Below are 23622 nucleotides of genomic sequence, written 5' to 3'. Positions count from 1 at the left end.
CCCGGTGCTCCCTCACTCCCCTCGCTGACGCGAGGGACTCTCTCCCGCACGCGGGAGAGAGGAACACACAGCATCAACCAGCAGCGAAGGAAACCTTGCCGTCGCTCACGCCGACCACGATCCGATCGCCCGCCGCAAACCGCCCGTCGAGTATCTGCAGCGCAAGCGGATTCTCGATCATCGTCTGGATCGCGCGCTTGAGCGGGCGCGCGCCATACACCGGGTCGTAGCCGGCCTCGGCGATCTTGTCGAGCGCCGCGTCGCTGAATTCGATCGCGATGTTGCGCTCGGCGAGCCGCTTGACCACGTTCTGCGACTGCACCTTGGCGATCGAACGAATCTGCTGCGAACCCAGCGGGTGGAACACCACCGACTCGTCGATGCGGTTGATGAACTCGGGCCGGAAATGCTGGCCGACCACGGTCATCACGGCTTCGCGAATGGCCGCGTAATCGTTGCTCGACGACTGCGTGCTCATCATGTCCTGGATCAGGTTCGAGCCGAGATTGCTCGTCATCACGATGACCGCGTTGCGGAAGTCCACGGTGCGGCCCTGGCCATCGGTCAGGCGACCATCGTCGAGCACCTGCAGCAGCACGTTGAACACGTCCGGATGCGCCTTCTCGACCTCGTCGAGCAGCACGACGGAGTAGGGGCGGCGGCGCACGGCCTCGGTCAGATAACCGCCTTCCTCGAAGCCGACATAGCCCGGAGGCGCGCCGATCAGGCGCGCGACGCTGTGGCGCTCCATGAACTCGCTCATGTCGATGCGCACCATCGCCTCTTCGGTGTCGAACAAGAAGCTCGCGAGCGCCTTGCAGAGCTCGGTCTTGCCGACGCCCGTGGGGCCGAGGAACAGGAACGATCCGATCGGACGATTCGGGTCGGACAGGCCGGCGCGCGAACGACGGATCGCGTTGCTGACCGCCGTCACGGCCTCGTTCTGGCCGACCACGCGCTCGTGCAGCGCCTCTTCCATGCGCAGCAGCTTGTCGCGCTCGCCTTCCATGAGTTTGGCGACCGGAATGCCGGTCCAGCGGCCGACGACTTCGGCGATTTCTTCCTCGGTCACGTTGTTGCGCACGAGCGTGGCCTTGGCCTGCTTCTGCTCGGTGCTCGACGCAGCCAGACGCCGCTCGAGCTCGGGCAGCTTGCCATACTGCAATTCGGCCATGCGCGACAGATCGCCCGCACGACGCGCGGTTTCCATGTCCAGGCGCACGCGCTCGATCTCTTCCTTGATGTGCGCGGAGCCCGAAACCGTGGCCATCTCGGCCTTCCAGATTTCTTCGAGATCGGCGTACTCGCGTTCGAGCTTGACGATGTCCTCTTCGAGTGCCGCCAGCGAGCGCTTGGCGCCTTCGTCCTTCTCCTTCTTGAGCGCCTCGCGCTCGATCTTGAGCTGGATCAGGCGGCGTTCGAGCCGGTCCATCGCCTCAGGCTTGGAGTCCTTTTCGATGCGGATGCGCGAGGCGGCCTCGTCGATCAGGTCGATGGCCTTGTCGGGCAAGTTGCGATCGGTGATGTAGCGGTGGCTGAGCTTGGCCGCGGCCACGATCGCGCCGTCGGTGATGTCGACGCCGTGATGCAGCTCGTAGCGCGCCTTCAGGCCACGCAGGATCGCGATGCTGTCTTCGACGGATGGCTCGCCGACGAGCACTTTCTGGAAGCGGCGTTCGAGCGCGGCGTCCTTTTCGATGTACTTGCGGTATTCGTCGAGCGTGGTCGCGCCGATGCAATGCAGCTCGCCGCGCGCGAGCGCCGGCTTGAGCATGTTGCCCGCGTCCATCGCGCCATCGGCCTTGCCGGCACCGACCAGCGTGTGGATCTCGTCGATGAACAGGATCACGCCGCCTTCGGCCTTCGACAGATCGCCGAGCACGTTCTTGAGGCGCTCCTCGAATTCACCACGGAACTTGGCGCCCGCGATGAGGCTGCCGAGGTCGAGCGACAGCAGGCGCTTGTTCTTGAGCGACTCGGGCACTTCGCCGTTGACGATGCGCTGCGCGAGGCCTTCGACGATCGCGGTCTTGCCGACGCCGGGCTCGCCGATCAGCGCCGGATTGTTCTTGGTGCGGCGCGAGAGCACCTGGATCAGGCGACGGATTTCCTCGTCGCGGCCGATCACCGGATCGAGCTTGCCCGAGCGCGCACGCTCGGTCAGGTCGATCGTGTACTTCTCGAGCGACTGGCGGTTTTCTTCCGCGTTCTGGCTATCGACCTTGGCGCCGTTGCGCAGCTTGTCGATCGCAGCCGACAGCGTTTCCTTGCGCGCGCCGGAATCCTTCAGTGCGCGGCCGAGCGCGCCCTTGTCGTCGAGCGCGGCGAGCAGGAACAGCTCGCTCGAGATGAACTGATCCTTCTTCTCCTGGGCGAGCTTGTCGGTCAGATTGAGCAGGCGATTGAGTTCCTGGCTCACGTTGACGTCGCCGGTGGCCTGGCCCAGGCGCGGCAGCGCCTCGACGGCCTGATTCAGACGGCTGCGCAGGCCGTTCAGATCGACGCCCGCGTTCTGCAGCAGCGGGGCGACCGCGCTGCGTTCGAGATTGAGCAGGGCGAGCGCCAGATGCACGGGCTCGATGGCCGCGCTGTCGCGGCCGACGGCCAGGCTCTGCGCATCGGCGAGCGCCTGCTGGAATTGCGTCGTCAGTTTGTCCATGCGCATCGCACGGGTCCTCGTATTGGCTGGATGCCCTCTATCTGCGGGGTCCGGCGCGGGTTTCAAGAGAAGTCGGCGGCAGCATCACGTGTCCGGGCTTGCCGTGCCTTGACCAGGATCAGGCCGGCCATAGGCGCGAGGACGGAATAAAGCCGCGGCGGCAGGCGTATACGCAGCGAAGAGCCATCGCTTCGACCTGGAAACCCAAGCTTGAGAGACCGCAGCAATTCGCCCCTGATACGGGGCCTGGGCCTGCTATGCCTGTTCGTCGGAACGGCGTGCTGGGCCGACGGCGGCAGCCACGATCATGCGGCTTACCCGGCGATTCCGGAGCCGATGGTGTTCGACATGATGCGGCCGCTCGGCGCGGCCCGAGGCGAGACGGAGATCAACGCGCTCGGCACGGCCCCGCTGTCGGGCGAATCACGCGAGATTGCCTGGGCCCCGGAGATCGAATACGCCTTCGCCGACGGCTATGCCATCGAATTCGAGCTGCCGTTCGGCAACTCGCAACTGCTCGAATACAAGCTCGGACTGCAGGCCGCGTTCGGTACATTCAACGGCGGACGTTCCGCGCACGGCGTGCAGTACCTGGGCATCTACGAGCGCGACGGCGGCGACTATCTGAGCAGCCTCGTCTACATGCTCGGACATCGCTACGGCGGCGGCTGGAGCAGCATGAGTATGCTCGGCCTCGGCGACATCGGTGGCGTCAGCGCGCACGCTCGCAATGACCTGATCCTCAACCATTCCACGTTCTGGTCCACCGACCAGACCACGCTGGGCCTCGAGCTCAATTACCGCGACGGCGAGCACGAGAGCCTGCTGCTGATGCCGCAGCTGCATCGCAAGCTGCCGGCTTCCTTCAACGTGCAGGCCGGCGTGGGCATGGAAAAGCAGCGCGGCGATTCGTTTCGCCCCCAGATCGGCCTGCGCCTGGTTCGCGAGCTTTGACGTCGCGCACGGCCGATGGAATAAATCCACGCTGACAAGCGTATGGCTCACATGTCGGATTCTCTGTTCGCCCACATCGCCGAAGACCTCGCCGCCATGCGGCGCTATGCGCGCTCGCTCTGCGCGGACGCGAGCCGGGCCGACGACGTGGTGCAGGATGCGCTGCTCAAGGCGATCGAGAAGCGCTCGAGCTTCGATGCGCAGCGTTCGCGCCGCTCCTGGCTGCTCGCGATCGTGCACAACGTCTTCGTCTCGGGCCTGCGCCGCCAGCAGGCCGAAGCGCAGCGCGACCAGCGCTTCGCCGAGTCGCTGATCGAGCAGACGCAGGTCGAGTCCGAGCAACGCGGCCGCCTGGCCGAGGTGGCGCGCAGCTTCGCCGCGCTGCCCGAGCCGCAGCGCGAAGTGCTGCATCTGGTGGCGGTCGAAGGGCTCAGTTACCAGCAGGCCGCCGAGGTGCTCGGCGTGCCGATCGGCACCGTCATGTCGAGGCTCAGCCGGGCGCGTGCGGTCCTGCGCACACTCGATACGGCAGAGCGGGGCGCCTCGCTGCGCATCGTCGGAGGAGGACGACACGATGACTGACCCGATTGCTCCCGCCGAGCTCGACGCCTACGTCGACGGCCAGCTCGACCTCGAGCGGCGTTTCGCGGTGGAACATCATCTCGCGGCGCATCCCGAGCTCGCGGCACGGGTCATGACGGACCTCAGTACGCGCAGCGGCCTGCAACTGCTGCACCAGGGACTGGCGCCGGCACGCGCCGATATCGCCGGGCTCGCGCATCGCCTGCAGGCCCCGCAGCGGCGACGCCTGTTCGGGCCCGCCGCGCTGGCCGCGGCGTTCGGCTTCGTCGCGATCTCGGCCCTGCTGATGAACCGGTCGCCGGCGCCGCCCGATTACGTCGTCGATGCGGAAATTTCGCATCGCGCGGCGATGCTGCGCGCGACCATGGATTCGCAGCTCGAAAGCCCGGGCTTCGACGCCGACGAGATCCTGAAGGCCACGCAGATCAGCATGCCGTCGCTGCCCGAGGGCTGGCACGTCACCGACGTGCAGCTGTTCCCGAGCCAGCGCGGGCTCGCACTGCTGATCGCGGTGAAGAACACCGCCGGCCAGCCGCTGTCGATCTTCGCGCTGCGCCAGCACAGCAACGCGCCCGTGCGTCCCGACGCGGTGCGCGAAGGCACCTACTCGGTGGCCTACTGGAGCGAGAATGGCATGTCGTACGCGCTGACCGGAGACGATGAGCCGAGCGCGATCGACGCCACCGCCGAGGCGCTCGCCGAGCTCTGGAAGTCCTGAAGAAACAGTGACGGGACCGGCTCAGGGCTCCTGGCTCACGAGCCGGCTCACGAGCGCGCGCAAGGCAGCCGGTTTCACCGGCTTGGGCAGCAGTGCGAAGCCATGCTCCTGCGCGTCCTTGCGCGCCTGTTGCGTGTGATCCGCGGTCAGCACGATGCCGGGCACCGAGCGCAGCCAGTGCTGGCGCAGGCGCCCGGCGACCTCGACGCCGCTGACGCCCGCGTCGAGGTGGTAATCGACGAGCATCAGGTCCGGCATGCGATCCGCGCTCGCGTTGCGCGCGCCGCTTTCGTCGGTCGCCGCGATCACTTCGCAGCCCCAGCTCTGCAGCAGCGCGGTGAGCCCGGCGAGCACGGCGGGCTCGTTGTCGATGCACAGGATCAGGCGACCGGCGAGCGCGTGGCCCGAAGGCGCGGGCCGCGCGGGCACCGGGCGCAGGCGCGAGCGCGTGCCGAGCGGCACCGTCACCGAGAACACGCTGCCGCGACCGGGCCGCGAGCGCAGGCCCAGCGGATGGTCGAGCATGCGCGCGATGCGATCGACGATCGCGAGCCCCAGGCCCATGCCGCGCTCGCCGCGCGCGTCCTGCGCCTGCAGGCGGCGGAACTCCTCGAAGATCACCTGCTGCTGCTCGGCCGCGATGCCCGGGCCGGTGTCCCAGACTTCGATGCGCAGGCGATCGCCGCCGATGCGACGGCTGCCCAGCAGCAGCCGGCCGCTCACGGTGTAGCGCAGGGCGTTGGACAGGAAATTCTGGATGATGCGCCGTAAAAAGCGCGGATCGCTCTCGATCACCGCGCTGCTGCGCCGGTAGCGGAAGCGCAGGCCGCTCTTGTCCGCGAGCACGCGGAATTCGGCCGCGAGCGGATCGAGCACGTCGGCGACGACGAAATGCTCGCGCCTTGGCGCCTGCGCGCGTGCATCGAGACGCGACATGTCGAGCAGGCCCGACAGCAGCGTCTCGGCCGCCGACAGCGAATCCTCCACCTGCTTGACGAGTGCGCTCTGCGGCCCGGCGAGCGCCGCGCGGTCGATCGCCGAGGTGAACAGGCGCGCCGCGTTGAGCGGCTGCACGAGATCGTGCGAGGCCGAGGCCAAGAAGCGCGTCTTGGCCTCGTCGGCCTGCTCGGCCGCGCGCTTGGCGGCGGCGAGCTGCGCGTTCAGCGCGGTCAGTTCGGCGGTGCGTTCGGCGACGCGCGATTCGAGCGTTTCGTTGATCTCGCGCAGGGCGTCTTCGTTGCGCTTGTAGTCGCTGACGTCGGAATAGCTCGTGACGAAACCGCCGCCCGGCATCGGGTTGCCGCGAATCTCGATGACCATGCCGTTGGGCAGCTTGCGCTGGTGCATGTAGTCGTTGCCGCGGCGCATGTGATCGAGCCGGCGCGCGATCGCTTCGTGCGTCGCGTCGCCGCCGCTCAGCAGGCCGCGTTCGGCGTTGTGACGCATGACCTCCTCGATCGGACGGCCGACCGTGATCAGTTCGGGCGGGTAGTCGAACAGATCGAGATAGCGCTGGTTCCAGGCCACCAGGCGCAGCTCGGCGTCGACCACCGAGACGCCCTGCGCGAGATGTTCGAGCGTGGCGCGCATGAGCTCGCGATTGAACTGGATGACGTGCGAGGTTTCGTCGAGCAGGCGCACCACGTCCTCGATCTGCATGTCGCGTCCGCGCAGGGTCGAGGCGAGCACCAGGCGCGCGGACGAGCTGCCGACCGCGCTCGCGAGCAGGTGCTCGACATAGCGCGCCTGCGCGGGCTCGATGCGCGCATCGAGCTGCAGCACGCGGCCCGAGCGCGCGCCGTATTCGGCAATGTAGTCGCGCGCGCGCTCGGCGCCGAAGAAGCGTTCGAGCAGCGCCTGCAGATCGCCGACCGTGGCGTTCGAACGCGGCGGCACGACCGGCAGATCGGGCTGGCCGTTCTCGTCTTCGAGAAAGCGCGAGGTGCTCAGGCGATCGCGCAGGCCGGGCGTGGACGCGAGCGACACGCCGACGAAGACGAGCAGGTGCACGCCGAGACTCACGAGCGTTCCGTGCGTGATCAGGTCGAGCCCGTCGAGTCCGAACATCGCCGCCGGCCGCAGCCAGCCGATGCCGAGCGGACCTTCGGTGCTCAGCGCGAGCCCCAGCGGCGAACCCTGCAGCACGGTCGGCAGCAGCAGCACGTAGCACCAGCTCGCGAATCCAGCGACGAGGCCGGCGATCGCGCCTTCGTAGGTCGAGCGGCGCCAGTAGAGCCCGGCGACGAGCGCGGGCAGGAAATGCAGCACGGCCGAGAACGACAGCAGGCCGATCGAGGCCAGCGAGCCCGGTCCCGTGAACAGCCGGTAGTACAGGTAGGCGAGCATCAGCAGCGCGACGATGGTCGCGCGGCGGATGGTCTTGACGATGCGCGAGAGATCGGTGCGTCCCGCAAGGCCCAGGCGTTGCCAGCTCAGCAGCAGCGGCATCGCGACTTCGTTGCAGATCATCGTCGACAGCGCGACGCTCGAGACGATGACCATGCTGGTCGCGGCCGAGAATCCGCCGAGGTAGGCGACCAGCGCGAGCCACGGGTGGCCCTGCGACAGCGGCAGCGCCAGCACGTAGGCGTCGGTCGGCGTGGAGTCCGGCAGGTGGTGCACGCCGGCCGCCATGATCGGCATCACGAGCACGCTGATCAGTGCCAGATACAGCGGAAACATCCAGCGCGCGGTGCGCAGGTCGGCGCTGCCGGCGTTCTCGACCACGGTGACGTGGAACTGCCGCGGCAGGCATAGCGCGGCCGCGCCCGCGAGCAGCGTTTGCGTGAGGAAGCCGAACTGCCAGTCGGTCCGCGTGAACGATTCCGATACCTGCGGCAGCGCCAGCGCCCGCGCGTACGCATCGCCAAGGCCGTCGAACAGGCCATAGCAGGCGTACAGGCCGACGGCGATGAACGCGAGCAGCTTGCAGATCGATTCGAACGCGATCGCGAGCATCATGCCGTGATGGTTCTCGGTCGACAGCACATGGCGTGTGCCGAACAGGATCGCGAACAGCGCGAGCAGGAACGAGATCAGCAGGGCGTTGCCGTCTGCGCGGTTGGCCGGCGCCGGGCCGACGAGCACGTCGAAGCTGAAGGCCACCGCCTTGATCTGCAGCGCGATGTAGGGCAGTACGCCGAACACCGCGATCACGGTGACGAGCATCGCGAGCTTCTGGTGGCGCCCGTAGCGCGCGCCGATGAAGTCGGCGATCGAGGTGATGTTGTGGCGCTTGCTGATCGCGACGATGCGCCGCAGCAGCGTGTAGCCGAACACGAACAGCAGCGCGGGCCCGAGATAGATCGGCAGAAAATCCCAGCCGCTGGTCGCCGCGCGCCCGGCCGCGCCGTAGAACGTCCACGAGGTGCAATAGACGCCCAGGCCCAGCGCGTAGACCCAGTGCTTGCGCACCGGCTTGCCGAGCCGGCGCGCGCGCCGGTCGCCATAGAAGGCGATGCCGAACAGCAGGGCGACGTAGGTCGCCGAGGTCAGAAATAGCAGCCAGCTGGGGAGCAAGTCGTGGTCCTGGGGTTCCGGCTTGCGGGCATTAGACCAAAGTCTTCACGGCGGCCGGCATTTTTAAGACCAACGTCGCATGGCTGCGGCTTGGGCGCCCGGCCTATTCTGGCCCGCACAGCAGTCCATAAGAACCGAGAGGAGAAACTCATGAATGCCCACGCTGCGCCCGTGGCCGACGTGCTCACGTCGGAAGAATCCGCCGCCCTGCCGCCCGATGTGCGGCGCATCTACCAGAGCCCGGCCTTCGCGCGGCTGCGCGCCCGCCGTGGCCGCTTCGCGATCGTGCTGACCGTGCTGATGTGCGCGATCTACTACGGCTTCATCCTGACCGTCGCGTTCGCGCCGAAGCTGCTCGCGACCAGGATCGACGACGTGATCACTCTCGGCATGCCGGTCGGGCTCGGCGTGATCCTGTCGGCCATCGTGCTCACGGGCATCTACGTCTGGCGCGCCAACGGCGAGTTCGATCGCCTCGCGGCCGAAGCGCTGAAGGGAGCGAACCCATGAGTCGCGTTCGTCTCTTGCTCGCGGGCCTCGTCGCACTGCTGATGCAGCAGCCGGCATTCGCCGCCGCGCTCGAAGGCCAGGCGCAGAAGCAGCCGCTCAACCTCACCGCCATCATCATGTTCTTCGCGTTCGTCGCGGCGACGCTCGGGATCACCTATTGGGCGGCACGGCGCACCAAGTCGCGCGCGGATTTCTACACCGCGGGCGGCGGCATCACGGGCTTCCAGAACGGCATGGCGATCGCGGGCGATTACATGTCCGCGGCTTCGTTCCTGGGCATTTCGGCGCTCGTGTTCGGCTCGGGCTTCGACGGGCTGATCTACTCGATCGGTTTTCTCGTCGGCTGGCCAGTGATCATGTTCATGATCGCCGAACGCCTGCGCAATCTCGGCAAGTTCACCTTCGCCGACGTGGCGAGCTATCGGTTGCAGCAGAAGCCCATCCGCATGCTGTCCGCGGCCGGCACGCTGGTGGTGGTGTCGTTCTACCTGATCGCGCAGATGGTCGGCGCGGGCCAGCTCATCAAGCTGCTGTTCGGGCTCGACTACGACATCGCGGTCGTCATCGTCGGCGTGCTGATGATCGTCTACGTGACCTTCGGCGGCATGCTCGCGACCACCTGGGTGCAGATCATCAAGGCGATCCTGCTGCTCGGCGGCGCGAGCTTCATGGCCTTCATGGTGATGGCCAAGATGGGCTTCTCGTTCGACACGCTGTTCCGCAGCGCGGTGTCGGCGCATGCGGATGGCGAGGCGATCATGGCGCCCGGCAAGTTCGTCAAGGATCCGGTCTCGGCGGTGTCGCTCGGGCTCGCGCTGATGTTCGGCACCGCCGGCCTGCCGCACATCCTCATGCGCTTCTTCACGGTCAAGAACGCGGTCGAGGCGCGCAAGAGCGTGCTCTACGCGACCGGCTTCATCGGCTACTTCTACATCCTGACCTTCATCATCGGCTTCGGCGCGATCGTGCTCGTCGGTACCAACGCGCTCTATCTCGACGGCTCGGGGCTGCGCGGCGGCAGCAACATGGCGGCCGTGCATCTGGCGCATGCGGTCGGTGGCGACCTGTTCCTCGGCTTCATCTCGGCCGTGGCCTTCGCGACGATCCTCGCGGTGGTCGCCGGGCTCACGCTGTCGGGCGCGGCGGCGGTCTCGCACGATCTCTATGCGAACGTGCTCAAGCGCGGCAAGGCAAACGATGCCGCCGAGCTGCGCGTCTCGCGCTACGCCACCATCGCGCTCGGCATTCTGGCGATCGGCCTCGGCATCGCGTTCGAAAAGCAGAACGTCGCCTTCATGGTCGGCCTGGCGTTCGCGATCGCCGCGAGCGCGAACTTCCCGATCATCCTGCTCGCGATGCTCTGGCGCGGGCTGACCACGCGCGGTGCGCTGATCGGCGGCGGGCTCGGCCTGACCACCGCGGTGCTGCTCACGGTGCTGAGCCCGGCGGTCTGGGTGAAGGTACTCGGCAACGCCGAGGCGATCTTCCCGTACGACGCGCCGGCGCTGTTCTCGATGACGGTGGCTTTCGTCGGCTGCTGGCTAGGCTCGATCAGCGACCGCAGCGCGGCCGCGCGTGCGGAGACCCTGCGCTACGGCGAGCAGCTCGTCCGATCGGAAACGGGGTACGGGGCGGCGGGGGCTTCGGGGCACTGAGGCCTGCGTCAGCGCACCAGGCTCAGCAAGCCCAAGCCCACCAGCAGTACGCCCATGCCGCGATCGATCCAGTGCGCCTGTTTTTGCAGGCGCTCGCGGAGAGCCGCGTGGCCCAGGCTCCAGGCGACCAGGCTGAACCAGAGCATCGTCGTGCCGGCCATCCAGGCGCCGAGGCCCAGGCGCAGGGCGACCGAGGTGTCGCGCGTGATGACGGTGGAGCACAGCGCGACGAAGAACATCATCGCCTTTGGGTTCAGCAGGTTGGTCGCCAGGCCCACGCCGAAGCTGCGGCGCGCGCCCGGTACCGTGCTTGACCCCGCGCCGCCGGTGCCGGGTTCGGCTGGTGGCGCCGGCCTGGCGCGCAGGGCCGACACGCCCATGTAGAGCAGGAATGCCGCGCCACCGTAGCGCAGCACCTCGAGCAGCAGCGGAAAGCGCTCGACTACCCAGCCGAGCCCGAACATCGCCCAGGCGACGTGGAAGGCGATGCCGCTGCCGATGCCGAGCGCGGTCCAGACCCCGGTGCTGCGCCCGTGCGCGAGCGTCTGCCGGGCCACCATCGCGAAGTCCGGTCCCGGCGAACTGACCGCGAGCAGATGCGCCCCGGCGACGAGCGCGAACAATGATTCTGGCGAAGTCGCGCTCATGCGACGCGGCGCGCGCCGGGCCAGGGGCCGTCGGGCTCGCCGACCTCGGGCACGATCAGGCTCTCGGTCTTGTAGATCGACAGGCCGCGCGCCTCGTAATTGGCCAGCGCATGCGGGCCGTCGAGCGTGCAGGTGTGCACCCAGACGCGCCGGCTCGGGCCCATCGCCCAGGCGCGTTTGATGCCTTCCGATAGTAGCCAGCCGCCGAGCCCCTGGCCGATGAACTCGGGCAGCAGGCCGAAATAGACGATCTCCACGTCCTCGCCGTCGCGCTGCAGCTCGAGCTCGATGTAGCCGGCCGGCGTGCCGCGCCGGTAGAGCACCCAGGTCTGCACTTCGGCACGGTTCAGGTACTGCATCCAGCGCTCGTAGTTCCAGACCAGGCGGTCACGCCAGTACCAGTCGCCACCGACCGCGGTGTAGAGGAAGCGGTTCAGCGACGGGCTCGGCACCTCGGCGCGGATCAGGGCGACGTCGTTCGCCTGCGCGGAAGCGGCGGCCTTGAGCTCGGCCGGCGAGAACGACTGCAGGTAGGTGATGGTGACGGTGGTGGCCATGCGGCAAGCTGCTCCGGATCAGCGCGTTGCTTATTGTAGGTGCGCGTAAACCTTCGGCCGTGTTCGCGCATCAGACCTGCAAATGATGTCGACCATCGCCTACCGCCAATTGGAGACCGCGCCCCTGTCGCCGCCGATGCCGCAGCCGACCCAGCCCGCCGCCGCTGCGCCGGCCGCCGATGACGTCGCCGACCTGGGTCTGGCCCGCGCGGCCGCGGCCGGTGACGCGCGCGCCTTCGAGCAGCTGTACCGGCGGCACGTGCGGCGCATCCACGGCCTGTGTTGCCGGCTCGTCAACGGAGACGAGCGCAGGGCCGAGCAGGCCACCCAGGATGCCTTCGTGCGCGCCTGGGAGAAGCTCGGCAGTTTTCGCGGCGACAGCCAGTTCTCGACCTGGCTGCACCGGCTCACGGTGAACCTGGTGCTCGGCGAGTACCGGCTGATGCGGCGCTGGGTGTCGTTCGACGATCTGCTCGTCGACGCCGCCGGCGATGCCGAAGGCGAGGGCGACGCGGCCTTCGGCGAGCATCCGCAGCAGCGCATCGGGCAGCGCCTGGACCTCGAACGGGCGCTCGCCAAACTGCCACCCGGTGCGCGCAGCGTGCTGCTGCTGCACGACGTCGAGGGTTACAAGCACGAGGAAATCGCGGAGCTGACCGGCATCGCCGTCGGCACCTCGAAGGCGCAGCTGCACCGCGCCCGCAAGCTCATGAAGGAGTGGCTGGAATGAAGACGCACGACGACGAAGACGACTGCCCGGTCGATCGCGTGCCGGGACTCGAACGCCTGACGATGGAGCGCGAGCCCTCGCGCGACCTGTGGGCCGGCATCGAGGCCAGGCTCGATGCGCGTAAGGAAGGGCGCACCCAGCCGGCGCCCGTGCAGCAACCGGCATTTGGAGCGAAGACCACGCGCCCGCGCCGTCGCAGCTGGCTGCCGATGGCCGCGGCGGCGAGCTTCATGGCCGCCATCGTCTCGCTGATGCTGATCGGCAAGCTGCCCGTGAACATCTCGACGGCCGGATCGATGGCCGACCCGGACGGCGCCTCGCAGCCGCTGATCGCCTCGGCCGAGCCAGCGACCGCGAAGCTCGCCCGCAGCGTCGCGGCCGCTGCAGCCGTGTTCGACGGCGAAGCCCAGGCCGTACCGGCCAGCTGGCGCTCGGCCCCGGTCGAGCTGCGCAAACAGAATCGCGGGCTCATCAAGGCCAATCTCAAGCTCGTCGACAACGCCGAGGCGCAGCTGCGCCGGGCGATGGTCGAAGATCCGCAATCCGCTTATCTGCAGCGTCTGCTGGTGACCACCCAGGGCCAGCAGCAGAACCTGCATCACCTGCTCGACAAAGCTCAGCGCTGAAAGGCCGCCCCGCGGCTACGGAGTCCTCATGTTCAACACCACAATTTCTCAGGCACGGTCGTTCAAGCCGGCGCTGCTGTTCGTAACCGCCGCGCTGCTGTCGGTCACCAGCGCCTGGGCCGAAACGCCAATCGACGAGCGCCATCCGCTCGATGCCGACGGCCAACTGCACGTTTCCAACGTCAGCGGACTCATCGAGGTGAGCGTCTGGTCCAAAAACGAAGTGCAGATCAGCGGCACGCTCGGCGATGGCGTCGACAAGCTCGAGGTCAGCGGCGACAGCAACAAGCTCGACGTGCTCGTGCGCAACCCGAACAAGCGCCGCGACGTCGGCGACACCACGCTGACGATCAAGGTGCCAGTGAACGCGCAGTTGCAGCTCGACGGCGTGAGCTCCGACATCGTCGTCAACGGCTCCCGCGGCGCGGTGACGGCGGCGACGGTGTCCGGCGACGTGCGGCTCAAGCTCGAATCCGCGCGTCTCGAGGTGCGCACGGTCAGCGGTGACATCGAGGTGCAGGCCCCGAGCCGCGACAGCAAGCTCAACACGGTCAGCGGCGACATCACCGCGCGCGGCCTGTCGGGCAAGCTCGCGCTCGAAACCGTGTCGGGCGATGCCGAGGTGGCCGGTGCGGCGGCCTTCAGCGAGCTCAAGCTCAAGTCGATCTCGGGCGATCTCGAGCTCGCCGGCGAGTTCACCAACGATGCGCGCATCAGCGGAGAGACGCTGTCGGGCGACCTGCGCATGCGGGTGCCGGCCCCGGTCTCGGCCGCGCTGAACGTCAACACCTTCAGCGGCAGCTTCAACAACCGCATTGCCGGAGCGGTCGCCACGAGCGGCTCCAAGGGCAAGCGCGAGATCAAGCTCGGCGACGGCAAGGCGCGCGTCGACCTGTCGAGCTTCTCGGGCGACGTGACGATCGAGAATCGCTGAAACGCAGTTTTCCGGTCGCTGCTGCGCCAGCGGCCGGCGGGCCAGACGCCGGAATCGGAACGCCTTCGTCATATTTCCGGTGCCGGTCGCCGCATGCCGTACACTGGCGGTTCGCCCTTTGCTTGGTCCCCGATGTCCGTTCTTCACGACAGCCTGCTGCTCATCGTCGCGTTTCTGCTGGTTCTGCTGAATGGATTCTTCGTCGCCGCCGAGTTCGCGATCGTCAAGCTGCGCCGCACGCGCGTCGAAGACCTCGCCAAGGCGCATGGCTGGCGCGGTCGCATGCTGCGACGGGTGCACGATCAGCTCGACGCCTACCTGTCGGCCTGCCAGCTCGGCATCACGCTGGCCTCGCTGGGCCTCGGCTGGGTCGGTGAACCAGCGTTCGCGCATCTGCTCGAAGGGCCGCTGACCGCGCTCGGCATGGGTTCGCCCACGGTGATCCACAGCATCGCCTTCGTGTTCGCGTTCGCGGTGATCTCCTACCTGCACATCGTGCTCGGCGAGCTCGCGCCGAAGTCGCTGGCGATCCGGCAGCCCGAGCGGCTGTCGCTGATCACGGCCGCGCCGCTGTTCCTGTTCTACTGGGCGATGTTCCCGGCGATCTGGGTGCTCAACCACAGCTCGAACTCGGTGCTGCGCCTGTTCGGCCTGGGCGGCAACGGGGCCTCGCACGGCGGTGGCGATTACTACAGCCCCGAAGAGCTCTCGCTGATCCTGCATCACAGCCGCATGGTCACGCCCGAAGGCCCCGAGATCGAGATCAAGACCATCGTCGCGCACACGCTCGAGCTCGCCGACCTCGAAGCCGGCGACCTCATGCGCCCGCGTCGCGAACTCGTGACGATCGCCACCGACGACAGCGCGGCCGAAATCCGCCGCATCATCCAGAACCACCGCTTCAGCCGCTATCCGCTCGTCGATGCCGAGGGCGAAGGCGAGCGCATTCTCGGCGTGCTGCACATCAAGGACATCCTGCTCGAGCCTTCGGGCGAGGATCTGCAGAAGCGCCTGCGCAACAACCTGCGCGAAGCGCTCGAAGTGGACGAAACCGAATCGGCGCTCGAACTGATGCGCCGCTTCCGCGGCGGCGCTCCGCATCTGGCGCTCGTCAACGACGCCGACGGCAGCCTGGTCGGCTTCGTGACGATGGAAGACGTGCTCGAGGCGATCTTTGGCGAGATCACCGACGAGCACGAATCCCGGCGCGGCAACCGCACCGACCGGCGCTTCGTCTGGCTGCCGGACGGCAGCTTCATCGTGCCGGGCGACACGCCGGTCTACCGCATCGAGCGCGAACTCGGGCGCGAGATCGAGGAGGCCGAGGAAGAGGAAGTCAGCACCGTCGGCGGCCTGATCATGTCCAAGCTCGACCGCGTGCCGGCCGAAGGCGATACCGCCGAGTTCGAGGATTTCACCGCGCTCGTGCGCCGGACCAAGGGGCTGCGCGTGGAATTGGTGAAGATAACGCCGCACGTCGTCTCGGAAGACACCTGACGGCGGCTGGCCGGCGCATCGCGGCGGGCGCGGGCGCCAGAATGCCCGCGAGCAAATCCGCCGGAGCCAGTAGAATCGCGGCCTTCCTCAAGCCGCCACCAGCAAACCCATGCGCCTGTCCCGCTTTCCGATCGCCACCACCAAAGAGACGCCCGCCGACGCCGAGATCGTCAGCCACCGGCTGATGCTGCGCGCGGGCCTCATCCGCAAGCTCGGCGCCGGCCTCTACACCTGGATGCCGCTGGGCCTGCGCACCTTGCGCAAGATCGAGAGCATCGTGCGCGAGGAAATGAACCGCGCGGGCGCCGTCGAGCTGCTGATGCCGTCGATCCAGCCGGCCGAGCTCTGGCAGGAATCGGGCCGCTGGGACGTGATGGGCGACGAGATGCTGCGCATCAAGGATCGCCACAAGAACGACTTCTGCTACGGCCCGACGCACGAGGAAGTGATCACCGCGATCGTGCGCGCCGACGTGCGCAGCTATCGCCAGCTGCCGATCAACTACTACCAGATCCAGACCAAGTTCCGTGACGAGCGCCGTCCGCGCTTCGGCGTCATGCGCGCGCGCGAATTCCTCATGAAGGACGCGTACTCGTTCAGCACCACGGCCGAGGACCTGTCGCAGCAGTACGAACTCATGCGCGAGGCCTACATCCGCATCTTCACGCGCGTGGGCGCGGACTTCCGTCCGGTGCAGGCCGACTCGGGCAACATCGGCGGCGCCAAGAGCGAGGAATTCCACATCCTCGCGCTCGCGGGCGAGGACCTGCTCGCGGTGTCGACCGAAGGCTCGTACGCGGCCAACGTCGAGGCCGCCGAAACCAAGCCCACGGGTACCCGTGCTGCGGCTTCGGCGACGCTGGAAAAGGTCAGCACGCCGGGCCAGAAGACCTGCGAGCAGGTGTCCAAATTCATGAAGGTGCCGCTTACGGCCAAGGTCAAGCTGATGGTCGCCAAGGCGGCCGACGGCGGGCTGATCGGCATCGCGGTGCGCGGCGACCACGAGATCAACCCGATCAAGGCGGCCAAGCATCCGAAGGTGGCGAGCCCGTTCGAGATGGCGAAGATCGAGGACGTGCAGAAGGCCTTCGGCTGCGAAGTCGGCTATCTCGGCCCGGTCAATGCGCCGATTCCGGTCATCGCCGATTTCGCGGCCGCCGAACTCGCCGACTTCGTCTGCGGCGCGAACGAAGTCGACCATCACCTGAAGGGCGTGAACTGGGGTCGCGACTGCGCCGAGCCCGAGACCGCCGACCTGCGCATGATCGTCGAGGGCGATCCGTCGCCCGACGGCGTCGGCACCATCCGCCTGCTGCGTGGCATCGAAGGCGGGCACATCTTCCAGCTCGGCCAGAAGTATTCGAAGGCGATGAGCCTGACGGTGCAGGGCGAGAACGGCGAGAGCATCACGCCCGAGATGGGCTGCTACGGCATCGGCGTCTCACGCATGGCCGCGGCCGTGATCGAGCAGAGCCACGACGCCAACGGCATCATCTGGCCCGACGCGATCGCGCCGTTCCGCGTCATCGTCACGCCGATCGGCACCGACAAGTCGCCGACCGCGAAGCAGACTGCCGAATCGCTCTACGAGCAGCTGATCGCAGCGGGCGTCGACGCGCTGCTCGACGATCGCGGCCTGCGTCCGGGCCCGATGTTCGCGGACGCCGACCTGATCGGCATTCCGCATCGCATCGTCATCGGCGACAAAGGCCTGGCCGCCGGCCAGTTCGAGTACAAGCATCGCCGCGCGGAAAAGGCCGAGATGATTCCGGCCACGCTCGAAGCGGTGCTTGAAAAACTCGGCTGAGCCCTTGAACGACAGGCGCGTGAACTTGCTGAAGCAACTTTGCGCCGCCTTTTCTTTTTCCGTCGGTTGGGCAAGCGATCTTGCGCGCGGTTTCGCTGGCCTGTCGCTGCTGTTCGCGAGCGCGGCAGCGTTCGCCGGACCGACCGGCGAGCCTGAGCCCGAACTGCGCGCGATGCTCGCCAAGGCCATCGCCGCGGCCGACAGCTTCGACGACCGCTACGCCGCCGAAGTCTGGCTCATGGACATGTCGGGCCGGCTCAAGCGCTACATCAAGGACGATGCGGAGCGGCTCGAATTCCTGCGCATCCTGCATCGCGAAGCCGCGCAGGCGCGGATTCCGCCGGAGCTCGCGCTCGCGGTGATCGAGACCGAAAGCCGCTTCGACCGCTATGCGATCTCGGTCGCGGGCGCCCAGGGCTACATGCAGATCATGCCGTTCTGGCTGCGCGAGATCGCCGGGCCGGACGAGAACCTGTTCCACACCAAAACCAACCTGCGCATGGGCTGCACGATCCTGCGCTTCTACCTCGATCGCGAGAAGGGCAACCTCGTCAACGCGCTCGCGCGGTACAACGGCAGCCTCGGCAAGCCCACGTATCCGGACCACGTCATCAAGGTGCTCAACAAGCGCTGGTTCCGCGGTTGATGGCGGCGCTGAGTCGTTCGACGGCTAGGGCTTGCCCGATTCCTTGATCTCGCCGATGCGCGTTTCGCTGCGCTGGTTCTTCTCGCGCGCGTAGGTCACCGCGTCGACCACTTCCTGGATCGTCGGATTGGGACGGATCTTGAGCTGCTGGCCGGTCGACAGCTTGTCCGGATTCGGCAGCACCTGCAGGTTCGATTGCCAGATCAGCGGCCATAGCCACGGGTTGCCGTAGACCTCGGACTTGCCCGAGATCACCCACAGGCTGTCGCCCGATTTGACGACGTAGGACTTGTTGCCGCTGCGCAATTCCTCGTTGAGCCGCTGCAGGGCCTGCAGCGCCGGCTTGCTCTGGCCTCGCACGAGCAGGGCTTCGGCGCTCTTCTGCTGCGCGAGCTGGGCGTCGGAGAGGCCGGTGAACTGATACGACTGCTGCAGGGCTTCCTGCGCCTGGCGCATCGTCGCCGCATCGCCGTCGGCAGACGGAGCCGCCGGCGCCGTGCTCGTAGGCGGTGGGTTGCGACCCGTCGCCGATGGCGGTGCCGACGGCTGCAGTCTCGGCAGCACGGTTGGCGGCGGATTGCTCGCCGCCGGCATGGGCGGCAAGGGCGGAGCCGGCCGCCGGATCGGATCGCGATCGAGCCGCGTCGGGGCGGCGCAGGCGCCGGCCAGGGCGACGCAGAGCAGGGCGGGAGCTAGCCTCGAAAGCATCGGCAAAGCGTTCCTTGTGCGAGGGAAGGGCGGCGACGAAGCCTCGATGATCGCCCAAGCCCGTCCGGCGATGCCACTGTCGAGGCGAGTCGCCTCGACGGCACGCAGCGTCTCCGGCGTGTCGATACGGTCGGCGCCATGGGCTTCGAGTTCATGCCCGGCATGCCAACTCAATACAATCCGCCGCTGATCAATCTTCGAACGGAATCAAAAGTGAGCGACGTCCTGGTGCTGTACTACTCGCGCAACGGCTCGGTGGCCGCGATGGCACGCGAGATCGCGCGCGGCGTGGAGGCTGCCGGCGCGGTCGCGCGGCTGCGCACGGTGCCGGCGGTGTCGACGGTCGCCGAGGCGACGGCGCCTGCGATTCCGCAAGACGGCCCGGTCTACGTGACGCACGACGACCTGCGCGAGTGCTCGGCGCTGATCCTCGGCAGCCCGACGCGCTTCGGCAACATGGCCGCGCCGCTCAAGTATTTCCTCGATTCGACCTCGGGCCCGTGGCTGTCGGGCGCGCTCGCGGGCAAGCCGGCGGCCGTGTTCACGTCGACGAGCACGCAGCACGGCGGCCAGGAAAGCACGCTGCTGACCATGCTGATGCCGCTGCTGCACCACGGCATGCTCGTGACCGGCATTCCGTACAGCGAGCCGGCGTTGTCTACGACGCAGAGCGGCGGCACGCCTTACGGTGCTTCGCACGTCGCCGGCACCGATGCCAAGCCCAGGCCGCTGAGCGCGGACGAGCGCGCGCTGTGCCAGGCGCTCGGTCGTCGTGTCGCGCTTGTCGCTGCGAAGCTTTCGGCATGAAGACCCAGCTGCTGAGTCACTGGATGCGCCTGCTCGCTTCGAGCATGCACGTGCTGCTGATCGTGCTCGTCACGCTGCGCGGCGATTTCGGCAAGGGCAGCCTGCTCGCGCTGCCACTGTTCCTGCCGCTGGCGGGCATTCTGCGCGGACGCCGCTACACCTACAGCTGGGCCAGCATGATGCTGGCGTTCTACGCGGCCGGTTACCTGTCGGCGGGCTACGCGGAGCCGCAGAACAAATGGGCCGCGTTCGGCATCGCCACGGTCGCGGCGCTCGACTTCGTCGGGCTCGTGATGTACGTGCGGTTTCTGGCGCGCGAGCGCATCGCGCAGGGCTTGCGGCCGTCCTGATTCAACCCAGGGTCTTCTGCACGAACGGCAGCGTGAGCCTGCGCTTGGCGCTCAGCGAGGCGCGATCGAGCGTATCGAGCGCCGCGATCAGGCTCGCCGCATCGCGCGGCAGATGGTTGAGCAGCCAGCGCGCGGCGTCGTCGGGCAGCTCGAGGCCCCGCGCGAGCGCGTTCTCGCGCAGCCAGCGACCGCGATCGGCATCGTCGAGCGCGCGCAGGCCGAAGCGCGCGGACTGGTCGAGCCGCGTGCGCAGGTCGGGAAGCGCGCAATCGAGCCGGTCGGTCGCCTGCGAGGCGGAAACCAGCCAGCGGCGCTGGTTCGCGCGTAGCCAGTCGAAGCTGCGGATCAGCGCGTAGGCCCAGTCGCGGTCGGCGCTGACGATGTCGAGATCGTCGAGCGCGAGCAGGTCGGCCTGCTCGGCGCCGTCGAGCAATTCGACGGGCCGCTGCGCAAGCTTTGCGAGCGGCAGGTAGGCCACGCGCAAACCCTGCTGCTGGAACTGCCGCGCGGTCGCCTGCAGCAGATGGCTCTTGCCGACACCCGCAGGCCCGAACAGGTAGACCCCGCCGATCGGCGAAGCCCGCAGCTCGCGCAGCGTGGCGAGCGCGATCTCGTTCGGACCGGCGAAATAGGTGTCGAAGCTGGCGGTGCTGCGCAGTTGGACCGACAGCGCGAGTTGCTCGCCCTTCACGCGTCTTCGTGCGGCGCGACGGTGACGGCTTCGGCCGCTGCCGCTTCGGGGGCCGGATCAAGGTAGAGCCGGCTTGCGAACCAGTGCGTGAGCGTGTGCCGCAGCATGACCGCGAGCACCGCGGCCACCGGCAGCGCGAGTAGCACGCCGATGAAGCCGAACAGCTGGCCGCCGGCCATCACTGCGAAGATCACGGCCACCGGATGCAGGCCGATCTTGTCGCCGATCAGCCAGGGGCTGAAGACGTTCGATTCGAGGAACTGGCCGATCGCGAACACCACCGCGAGCCAGATGAAAGGCATGAGCTCCTGGGTCTGCACGGCCATCGCGATCACCGCGGTGACGATGCCGATGATCGCGCCGAGATACGGCACGAAGCTGACCATGCCGATGATCAGGCCGACGATCAGCGCGAGCTTGAGTCCGGTGAGCCACAGCGCGATCCAGTAGTAGACCGTCAGCGCGGCCATGACGGTGAGCTGGCCGCGGAAGAAGGCGCCGAGCACTTCGTCGGTCTCTCGCGCGAGGCCATCGGCGGTCGGGCGCCAGCGCGGCGGAATCACGCCGCGCAGCCAGGCGACGAGGCGATCCCAGTCGCGCAGCAGATAAAAGGTCACGATCGGAATCAGGAACAGGTTGGCGACCGTGGTCATGATCGCCCCGGTCGATTCCGAGGCGCGCTGCCAGATCGCCGGCAGCACGTTGCTGGCCTTTGACCAGTTGTCCGTGATCAGCGTCTTGAGGCCTTCGGCGTCGAGGCGGATGCCTTCGGGCAGGCTCACGCCGAGCCTGGGCAGCGCGCTGTCCTGCAGCCAGACCAGCCAGTCCGGGATGTTGTGGATCAGCACGCCTAGCTGTTCGCCGAGCATTGGCACGACGAGCGCGATGACCACGAGCGCGAACGCCGTCAGCACGACGAACACGAGGCTCACGCCGGCCGTGCGCGAGAGCCGCAGGCGCTCGAGCCGGTCGACCAGCGGATCGCCCATGTAGGCCAGGCCGGCGCCGACGACGAAGGGCGTCAGGATCGGCGACAGCAGCCAGGTCACCACTAGCAGGATGATGCCGATGGCGATCCAGGGCCAGTTCTCGCGCAGCGAGGAAGTGGCCGGGTTGGAGCTGGCGTCGTCGCTCATGGAGGTTTCGGGAGGGGCAGGTGGCCATTATCCGGTGCCTGGGCGGGTTTTCACAGGTTAGAATCCGCGCCCTACCGCATTCACCGCTCCCGTCGTCCGCTCACGAGGCGGCGACACACCGCAGCGATCCCTACCAGATCCGTATCCGATCAAGCCCCATGACTTCCTCGAAAGGCCTGTCCTACCGCGATGCCGGCGTCGATATCGACGCGGGTGACGAACTCGTCGACGACATCAAGAAGATCGTGCGCAGCACGCGCCGGCCCGAAGTGCTCGCCGGCGTCGGCGGCTTCGGCGCGCTCGTGAGCATCCCCAAGAAATACAAGAAGCCGGTGCTGGTCTCGGGCACCGATGGCGTCGGCACCAAGCTGCGCCTCGGCATCGATTCGGGCCGCGTGCAGGGCCTCGGCATCGACCTCGTCGGCATGTGCGTCAACGACGTGCTCGTCTCGGGCGCCGAGCCGCTGTTCTTCCTCGACTACTACGCCACTGGCAAGCTCGACAAGAAAGTCGCCGCGCAGGTGGTCAAGGGCATCGCCGAAGGCTGCAAGCTCGCGGGCGCGGCGCTGGTCGGCGGCGAGACCGCCGAAATGCCGGGCATGTACTCCGAGGGCGATTTCGATCTCGCCGGCTTCTGCGTCGCGGTGGCCGAGCAGAACAAGATCATCGACGGCAGCGGCATCAAGGTCGGCGATGTGCTGATCGGCCTGCCGTCGAGCGGCCCGCATTCGAACGGCTATTCGCTGATCCGCAAGATCCTGAGCGTGAGCGGCGCCAGGCTCGAAGACGCCTTCGGCAAGGGCACGCTCGGCGATGCGCTGCTCGCGCCGACGACGATCTACGTCAAGCCGATTCTGAAGCTGCTCGACGCCAAGCTGCCGATCCGCGGCATGTCGCACATCACCGGCGGCGGCATCGTCGGCAACCTGCCGCGCTGCTTCCCGAAGGGCACGGCCGCGGTCATCGACACCGCCAGCTGGACGCGCCCGGCGATCTTCGACTGGCTGCAGGAGCAGGGCGGTGTCGAGCAGGACGAGATGTGGCGCGTGTTCAACTGCGGCGTCGGCTTCGTGCTCGTGGTGCCGCGCAAGGCCGTCGACAAGACGCTCGCCGAACTCAAGAAATCCAGGCTCAAGCCCTTCGTGATGGGCGAGATCGTCAAGGGCAAGCAGGACGTGCGCTTCGCGTGAGCTTGCCGCGGGGCAGGCTTGTCGTCCTGATCTCCGGCCGCGGCCGGAACCTGCAGGCCTTCATCGAAGCGACGCGTGACGGCCGCATCGAGGCCGACATCGCGCTGGTGGTTTCGAATCGCGCCGATGCGGCAGGCCTGGCGCTCGCCGAGGCGGCGGGCATTCCGACGCTCGTCATCGCACATCGCGACTATCCGACGCGCGAGGCCTTCGATGCGCAGCTGATCGCGGCCATCGTGCCGCTGCAGCCCGATCTGGTGTTGCTTGCGGGTTTCATGCGGATTCTGACTCCCGGCTTCATTCGTGCTTTCGAGGGCCGGCTGCTCAACATCCATCCCTCGCTGCTGCCGCGCTACCCGGGCCTCGATACGCATGCGCGCGCGATTGCGGCCGGCGATGCCGAGCATGGGGCGAGCGTGCATCTGGTCACCGAAGAACTCGACGGCGGGCCGGTGCTGATGCAGGGCGCGGTGCCGATTCTGCCCACCGATGATGCGGCCAGCCTCGCCGAGCGCGTGATGCGCGATGTGGAGCTGCGCATTTATCCGCAGGTCGTGAGCTGGTGGCTGCGCGGCGTGCTGACGGTCGCGGCCGATGGCTTGCGCTACGGCGGCGAGCTCGTCGACGCGCCAATGGGCCTGGCGGAGCTCGAGCCCGCGTTTCGCCACTGACGGCTCGTGCATCGAGGCGAGGGAGTTG

The 23622-nt window shown here is 67.7% G+C and carries 22 protein-coding genes; 15 read left to right on the top strand and 7 right to left on the bottom strand.

Features of this window, described 5'->3' with window-relative positions; translation table 11 throughout:
* Nucleotides 1–73: 73 nt before the first annotated feature.
* On the bottom strand, nt 74–2665 hold the full coding sequence (gene clpB / locus AC3WUM_RS13225) for an ATP-dependent chaperone ClpB (RefSeq protein WP_492410779.1): 2592 nt from the start codon (nt 2663–2665) through the stop codon (nt 74–76).
* Between the two features lie 204 nt (nt 2666–2869).
* On the opposite strand from clpB, the gene AC3WUM_RS13220 reads away from it, so the two are divergent.
* Genes AC3WUM_RS13220 through AC3WUM_RS13210 form a run of 3 tightly spaced genes read left to right on the top strand, consistent with a single transcriptional unit; the run spans nt 2870 to nt 4913 of the window.
* Nucleotides 2870–3613, top strand: a complete 744-nt coding sequence (locus AC3WUM_RS13220) for a hypothetical protein (protein WP_492410778.1) — start codon at nt 2870–2872, stop codon at nt 3611–3613.
* Nucleotides 3614–3664: 51 nt separating this feature from the next.
* Nucleotides 3665–4195 (top strand): sigma-70 family RNA polymerase sigma factor, encoded by a 531-nt coding sequence (locus AC3WUM_RS13215; protein WP_492410777.1) that lies wholly within the window; start codon nt 3665–3667, stop codon nt 4193–4195.
* Nucleotides 4188–4913, top strand: coding sequence for an anti-sigma factor family protein (locus AC3WUM_RS13210; protein ID WP_492410776.1), 726 nt, complete (start codon nt 4188–4190; stop codon nt 4911–4913). The genes AC3WUM_RS13215 and AC3WUM_RS13210 overlap by 8 nt, the downstream gene beginning before the upstream one ends.
* 21 nt (nt 4914–4934) lie before the next feature.
* Here AC3WUM_RS13210 and AC3WUM_RS13205 read toward each other — a convergent pair whose 3' ends face one another.
* The gene (locus AC3WUM_RS13205) at nt 4935–8432 is read right to left on the bottom strand and encodes a PAS domain-containing hybrid sensor histidine kinase/response regulator (RefSeq protein WP_492410775.1); all 3498 of its coding nucleotides are present in this window, start codon (nt 8430–8432) and stop codon (nt 4935–4937) included.
* Nucleotides 8433–8582: 150 nt separating this feature from the next.
* Between AC3WUM_RS13205 and AC3WUM_RS13200 the strand changes: the two genes are divergently transcribed.
* Together AC3WUM_RS13200 and AC3WUM_RS13195 are read left to right on the top strand one after the other, a co-directional pair.
* A complete protein-coding gene (locus AC3WUM_RS13200; RefSeq protein ID WP_492410774.1) occupies nt 8583–8942 on the top strand; it encodes a DUF485 domain-containing protein in 360 nt (119 codons plus the stop codon).
* Nucleotides 8939–10597: a cation acetate symporter gene (locus AC3WUM_RS13195; protein WP_492410773.1), complete on the top strand. Its 1659-nt coding sequence runs from the start codon at nt 8939–8941 to the stop codon at nt 10595–10597. The genes AC3WUM_RS13200 and AC3WUM_RS13195 overlap by 4 nt, the downstream gene beginning before the upstream one ends.
* Before the next feature lie 8 nt (nt 10598–10605).
* On the opposite strand, the gene AC3WUM_RS13190 is transcribed toward AC3WUM_RS13195, so the two are convergent.
* Nucleotides 10606–11244, bottom strand: a complete 639-nt coding sequence (locus AC3WUM_RS13190) for a LysE family translocator (protein ID WP_492410771.1) — start codon at nt 11242–11244, stop codon at nt 10606–10608.
* Complete coding sequence (locus AC3WUM_RS13185; protein WP_492410770.1) at nt 11241–11801, bottom strand: GNAT family N-acetyltransferase; 561 nt, start codon at nt 11799–11801, stop codon at nt 11241–11243. The genes AC3WUM_RS13190 and AC3WUM_RS13185 overlap by 4 nt, the downstream gene beginning before the upstream one ends.
* An 85-nt stretch (nt 11802–11886) precedes the next feature.
* On the opposite strand from AC3WUM_RS13185, the gene AC3WUM_RS13180 reads away from it, so the two are divergent.
* The 6 genes from AC3WUM_RS13180 to AC3WUM_RS13155 all read left to right on the top strand — a co-directional run bounded on the left by AC3WUM_RS13180 (nt 11887) and on the right by AC3WUM_RS13155 (nt 18041).
* Nucleotides 11887–12531 (top strand): RNA polymerase sigma factor, encoded by a 645-nt coding sequence (locus AC3WUM_RS13180; protein WP_492410799.1) that lies wholly within the window; start codon nt 11887–11889, stop codon nt 12529–12531.
* The gene (locus AC3WUM_RS13175) at nt 12528–13157 is read left to right on the top strand and encodes a hypothetical protein (RefSeq protein ID WP_492410769.1); all 630 of its coding nucleotides are present in this window, start codon (nt 12528–12530) and stop codon (nt 13155–13157) included. Before AC3WUM_RS13180 ends, AC3WUM_RS13175 begins: the two co-directional genes overlap by 4 nt.
* 28 nt (nt 13158–13185) lie before the next feature.
* Nucleotides 13186–14091, top strand: a complete 906-nt coding sequence (locus tag AC3WUM_RS13170) for a DUF4097 family beta strand repeat-containing protein (protein ID WP_492410768.1) — start codon at nt 13186–13188, stop codon at nt 14089–14091.
* 132 nt (nt 14092–14223) lie between these two features.
* A complete protein-coding gene (locus AC3WUM_RS13165; RefSeq protein ID WP_492410767.1) occupies nt 14224–15588 on the top strand; it encodes a hemolysin family protein in 1365 nt (454 codons plus the stop codon).
* A 109-nt stretch (nt 15589–15697) separates the two neighbouring features.
* Complete coding sequence (locus AC3WUM_RS13160; RefSeq protein ID WP_492410766.1) at nt 15698–17395, top strand: proline--tRNA ligase; 1698 nt, start codon at nt 15698–15700, stop codon at nt 17393–17395.
* Between the two features lie 109 nt (nt 17396–17504).
* Entirely contained in the window at nt 17505–18041 is a 537-nt protein-coding gene (locus tag AC3WUM_RS13155) for a lytic transglycosylase domain-containing protein (RefSeq protein ID WP_492410798.1), read from the top strand.
* 24 nt (nt 18042–18065) lie between these two features.
* On the opposite strand, the gene AC3WUM_RS13150 is transcribed toward AC3WUM_RS13155, so the two are convergent.
* Complete coding sequence (locus AC3WUM_RS13150; protein WP_492410765.1) at nt 18066–18749, bottom strand: LysM peptidoglycan-binding domain-containing protein; 684 nt, start codon at nt 18747–18749, stop codon at nt 18066–18068.
* A gap of 162 nt (nt 18750–18911) precedes the next feature.
* Between AC3WUM_RS13150 and wrbA the strand changes: the two genes are divergently transcribed.
* On the top strand, nt 18912–19556 hold the full coding sequence (gene wrbA, locus AC3WUM_RS13145) for an NAD(P)H:quinone oxidoreductase (protein WP_492410764.1): 645 nt from the start codon (nt 18912–18914) through the stop codon (nt 19554–19556).
* Nucleotides 19553–19906: a DUF2069 domain-containing protein gene (locus AC3WUM_RS13140; RefSeq protein ID WP_492410763.1), complete on the top strand. Its 354-nt coding sequence runs from the start codon at nt 19553–19555 to the stop codon at nt 19904–19906. Before wrbA ends, AC3WUM_RS13140 begins: the two co-directional genes overlap by 4 nt.
* Nucleotide 19907: 1 nt before the next feature.
* Here AC3WUM_RS13140 and hda read toward each other — a convergent pair whose 3' ends face one another.
* The gene (hda, locus tag AC3WUM_RS13135) at nt 19908–20597 is read right to left on the bottom strand and encodes a DnaA regulatory inactivator Hda (protein ID WP_492410761.1); all 690 of its coding nucleotides are present in this window, start codon (nt 20595–20597) and stop codon (nt 19908–19910) included.
* Nucleotides 20594–21733 carry an AI-2E family transporter gene (locus tag AC3WUM_RS13130; protein ID WP_492410760.1) on the bottom strand — a complete coding sequence of 380 codons (1140 nt, stop codon included), beginning with the start codon at nt 21731–21733 and terminating at the stop codon, nt 20594–20596. Before AC3WUM_RS13130 ends, hda begins: the two co-directional genes overlap by 4 nt.
* Before the next feature lie 158 nt (nt 21734–21891).
* Here AC3WUM_RS13130 and purM point away from each other — a divergent pair, with 158 nt between their 5' ends.
* A complete protein-coding gene (gene purM, locus AC3WUM_RS13125) occupies nt 21892–22923 on the top strand; it encodes a phosphoribosylformylglycinamidine cyclo-ligase (RefSeq protein ID WP_492410759.1) in 1032 nt (343 codons plus the stop codon).
* Nucleotides 22920–23594, top strand: coding sequence for a phosphoribosylglycinamide formyltransferase (gene purN / locus AC3WUM_RS13120; RefSeq protein ID WP_492410758.1), 675 nt, complete (start codon nt 22920–22922; stop codon nt 23592–23594). Before purM ends, purN begins: the two co-directional genes overlap by 4 nt.
* The last annotated feature ends 28 nt before the right edge of the window (nt 23595–23622 follow it).

This window comes from Hydrocarboniphaga sp. FW305-C-57, from assembly GCF_058783045.1.
The sequence above is the reverse complement of the archived record's forward strand: the minus strand, read 5'-3'. Positions and strand labels throughout refer to the sequence as shown.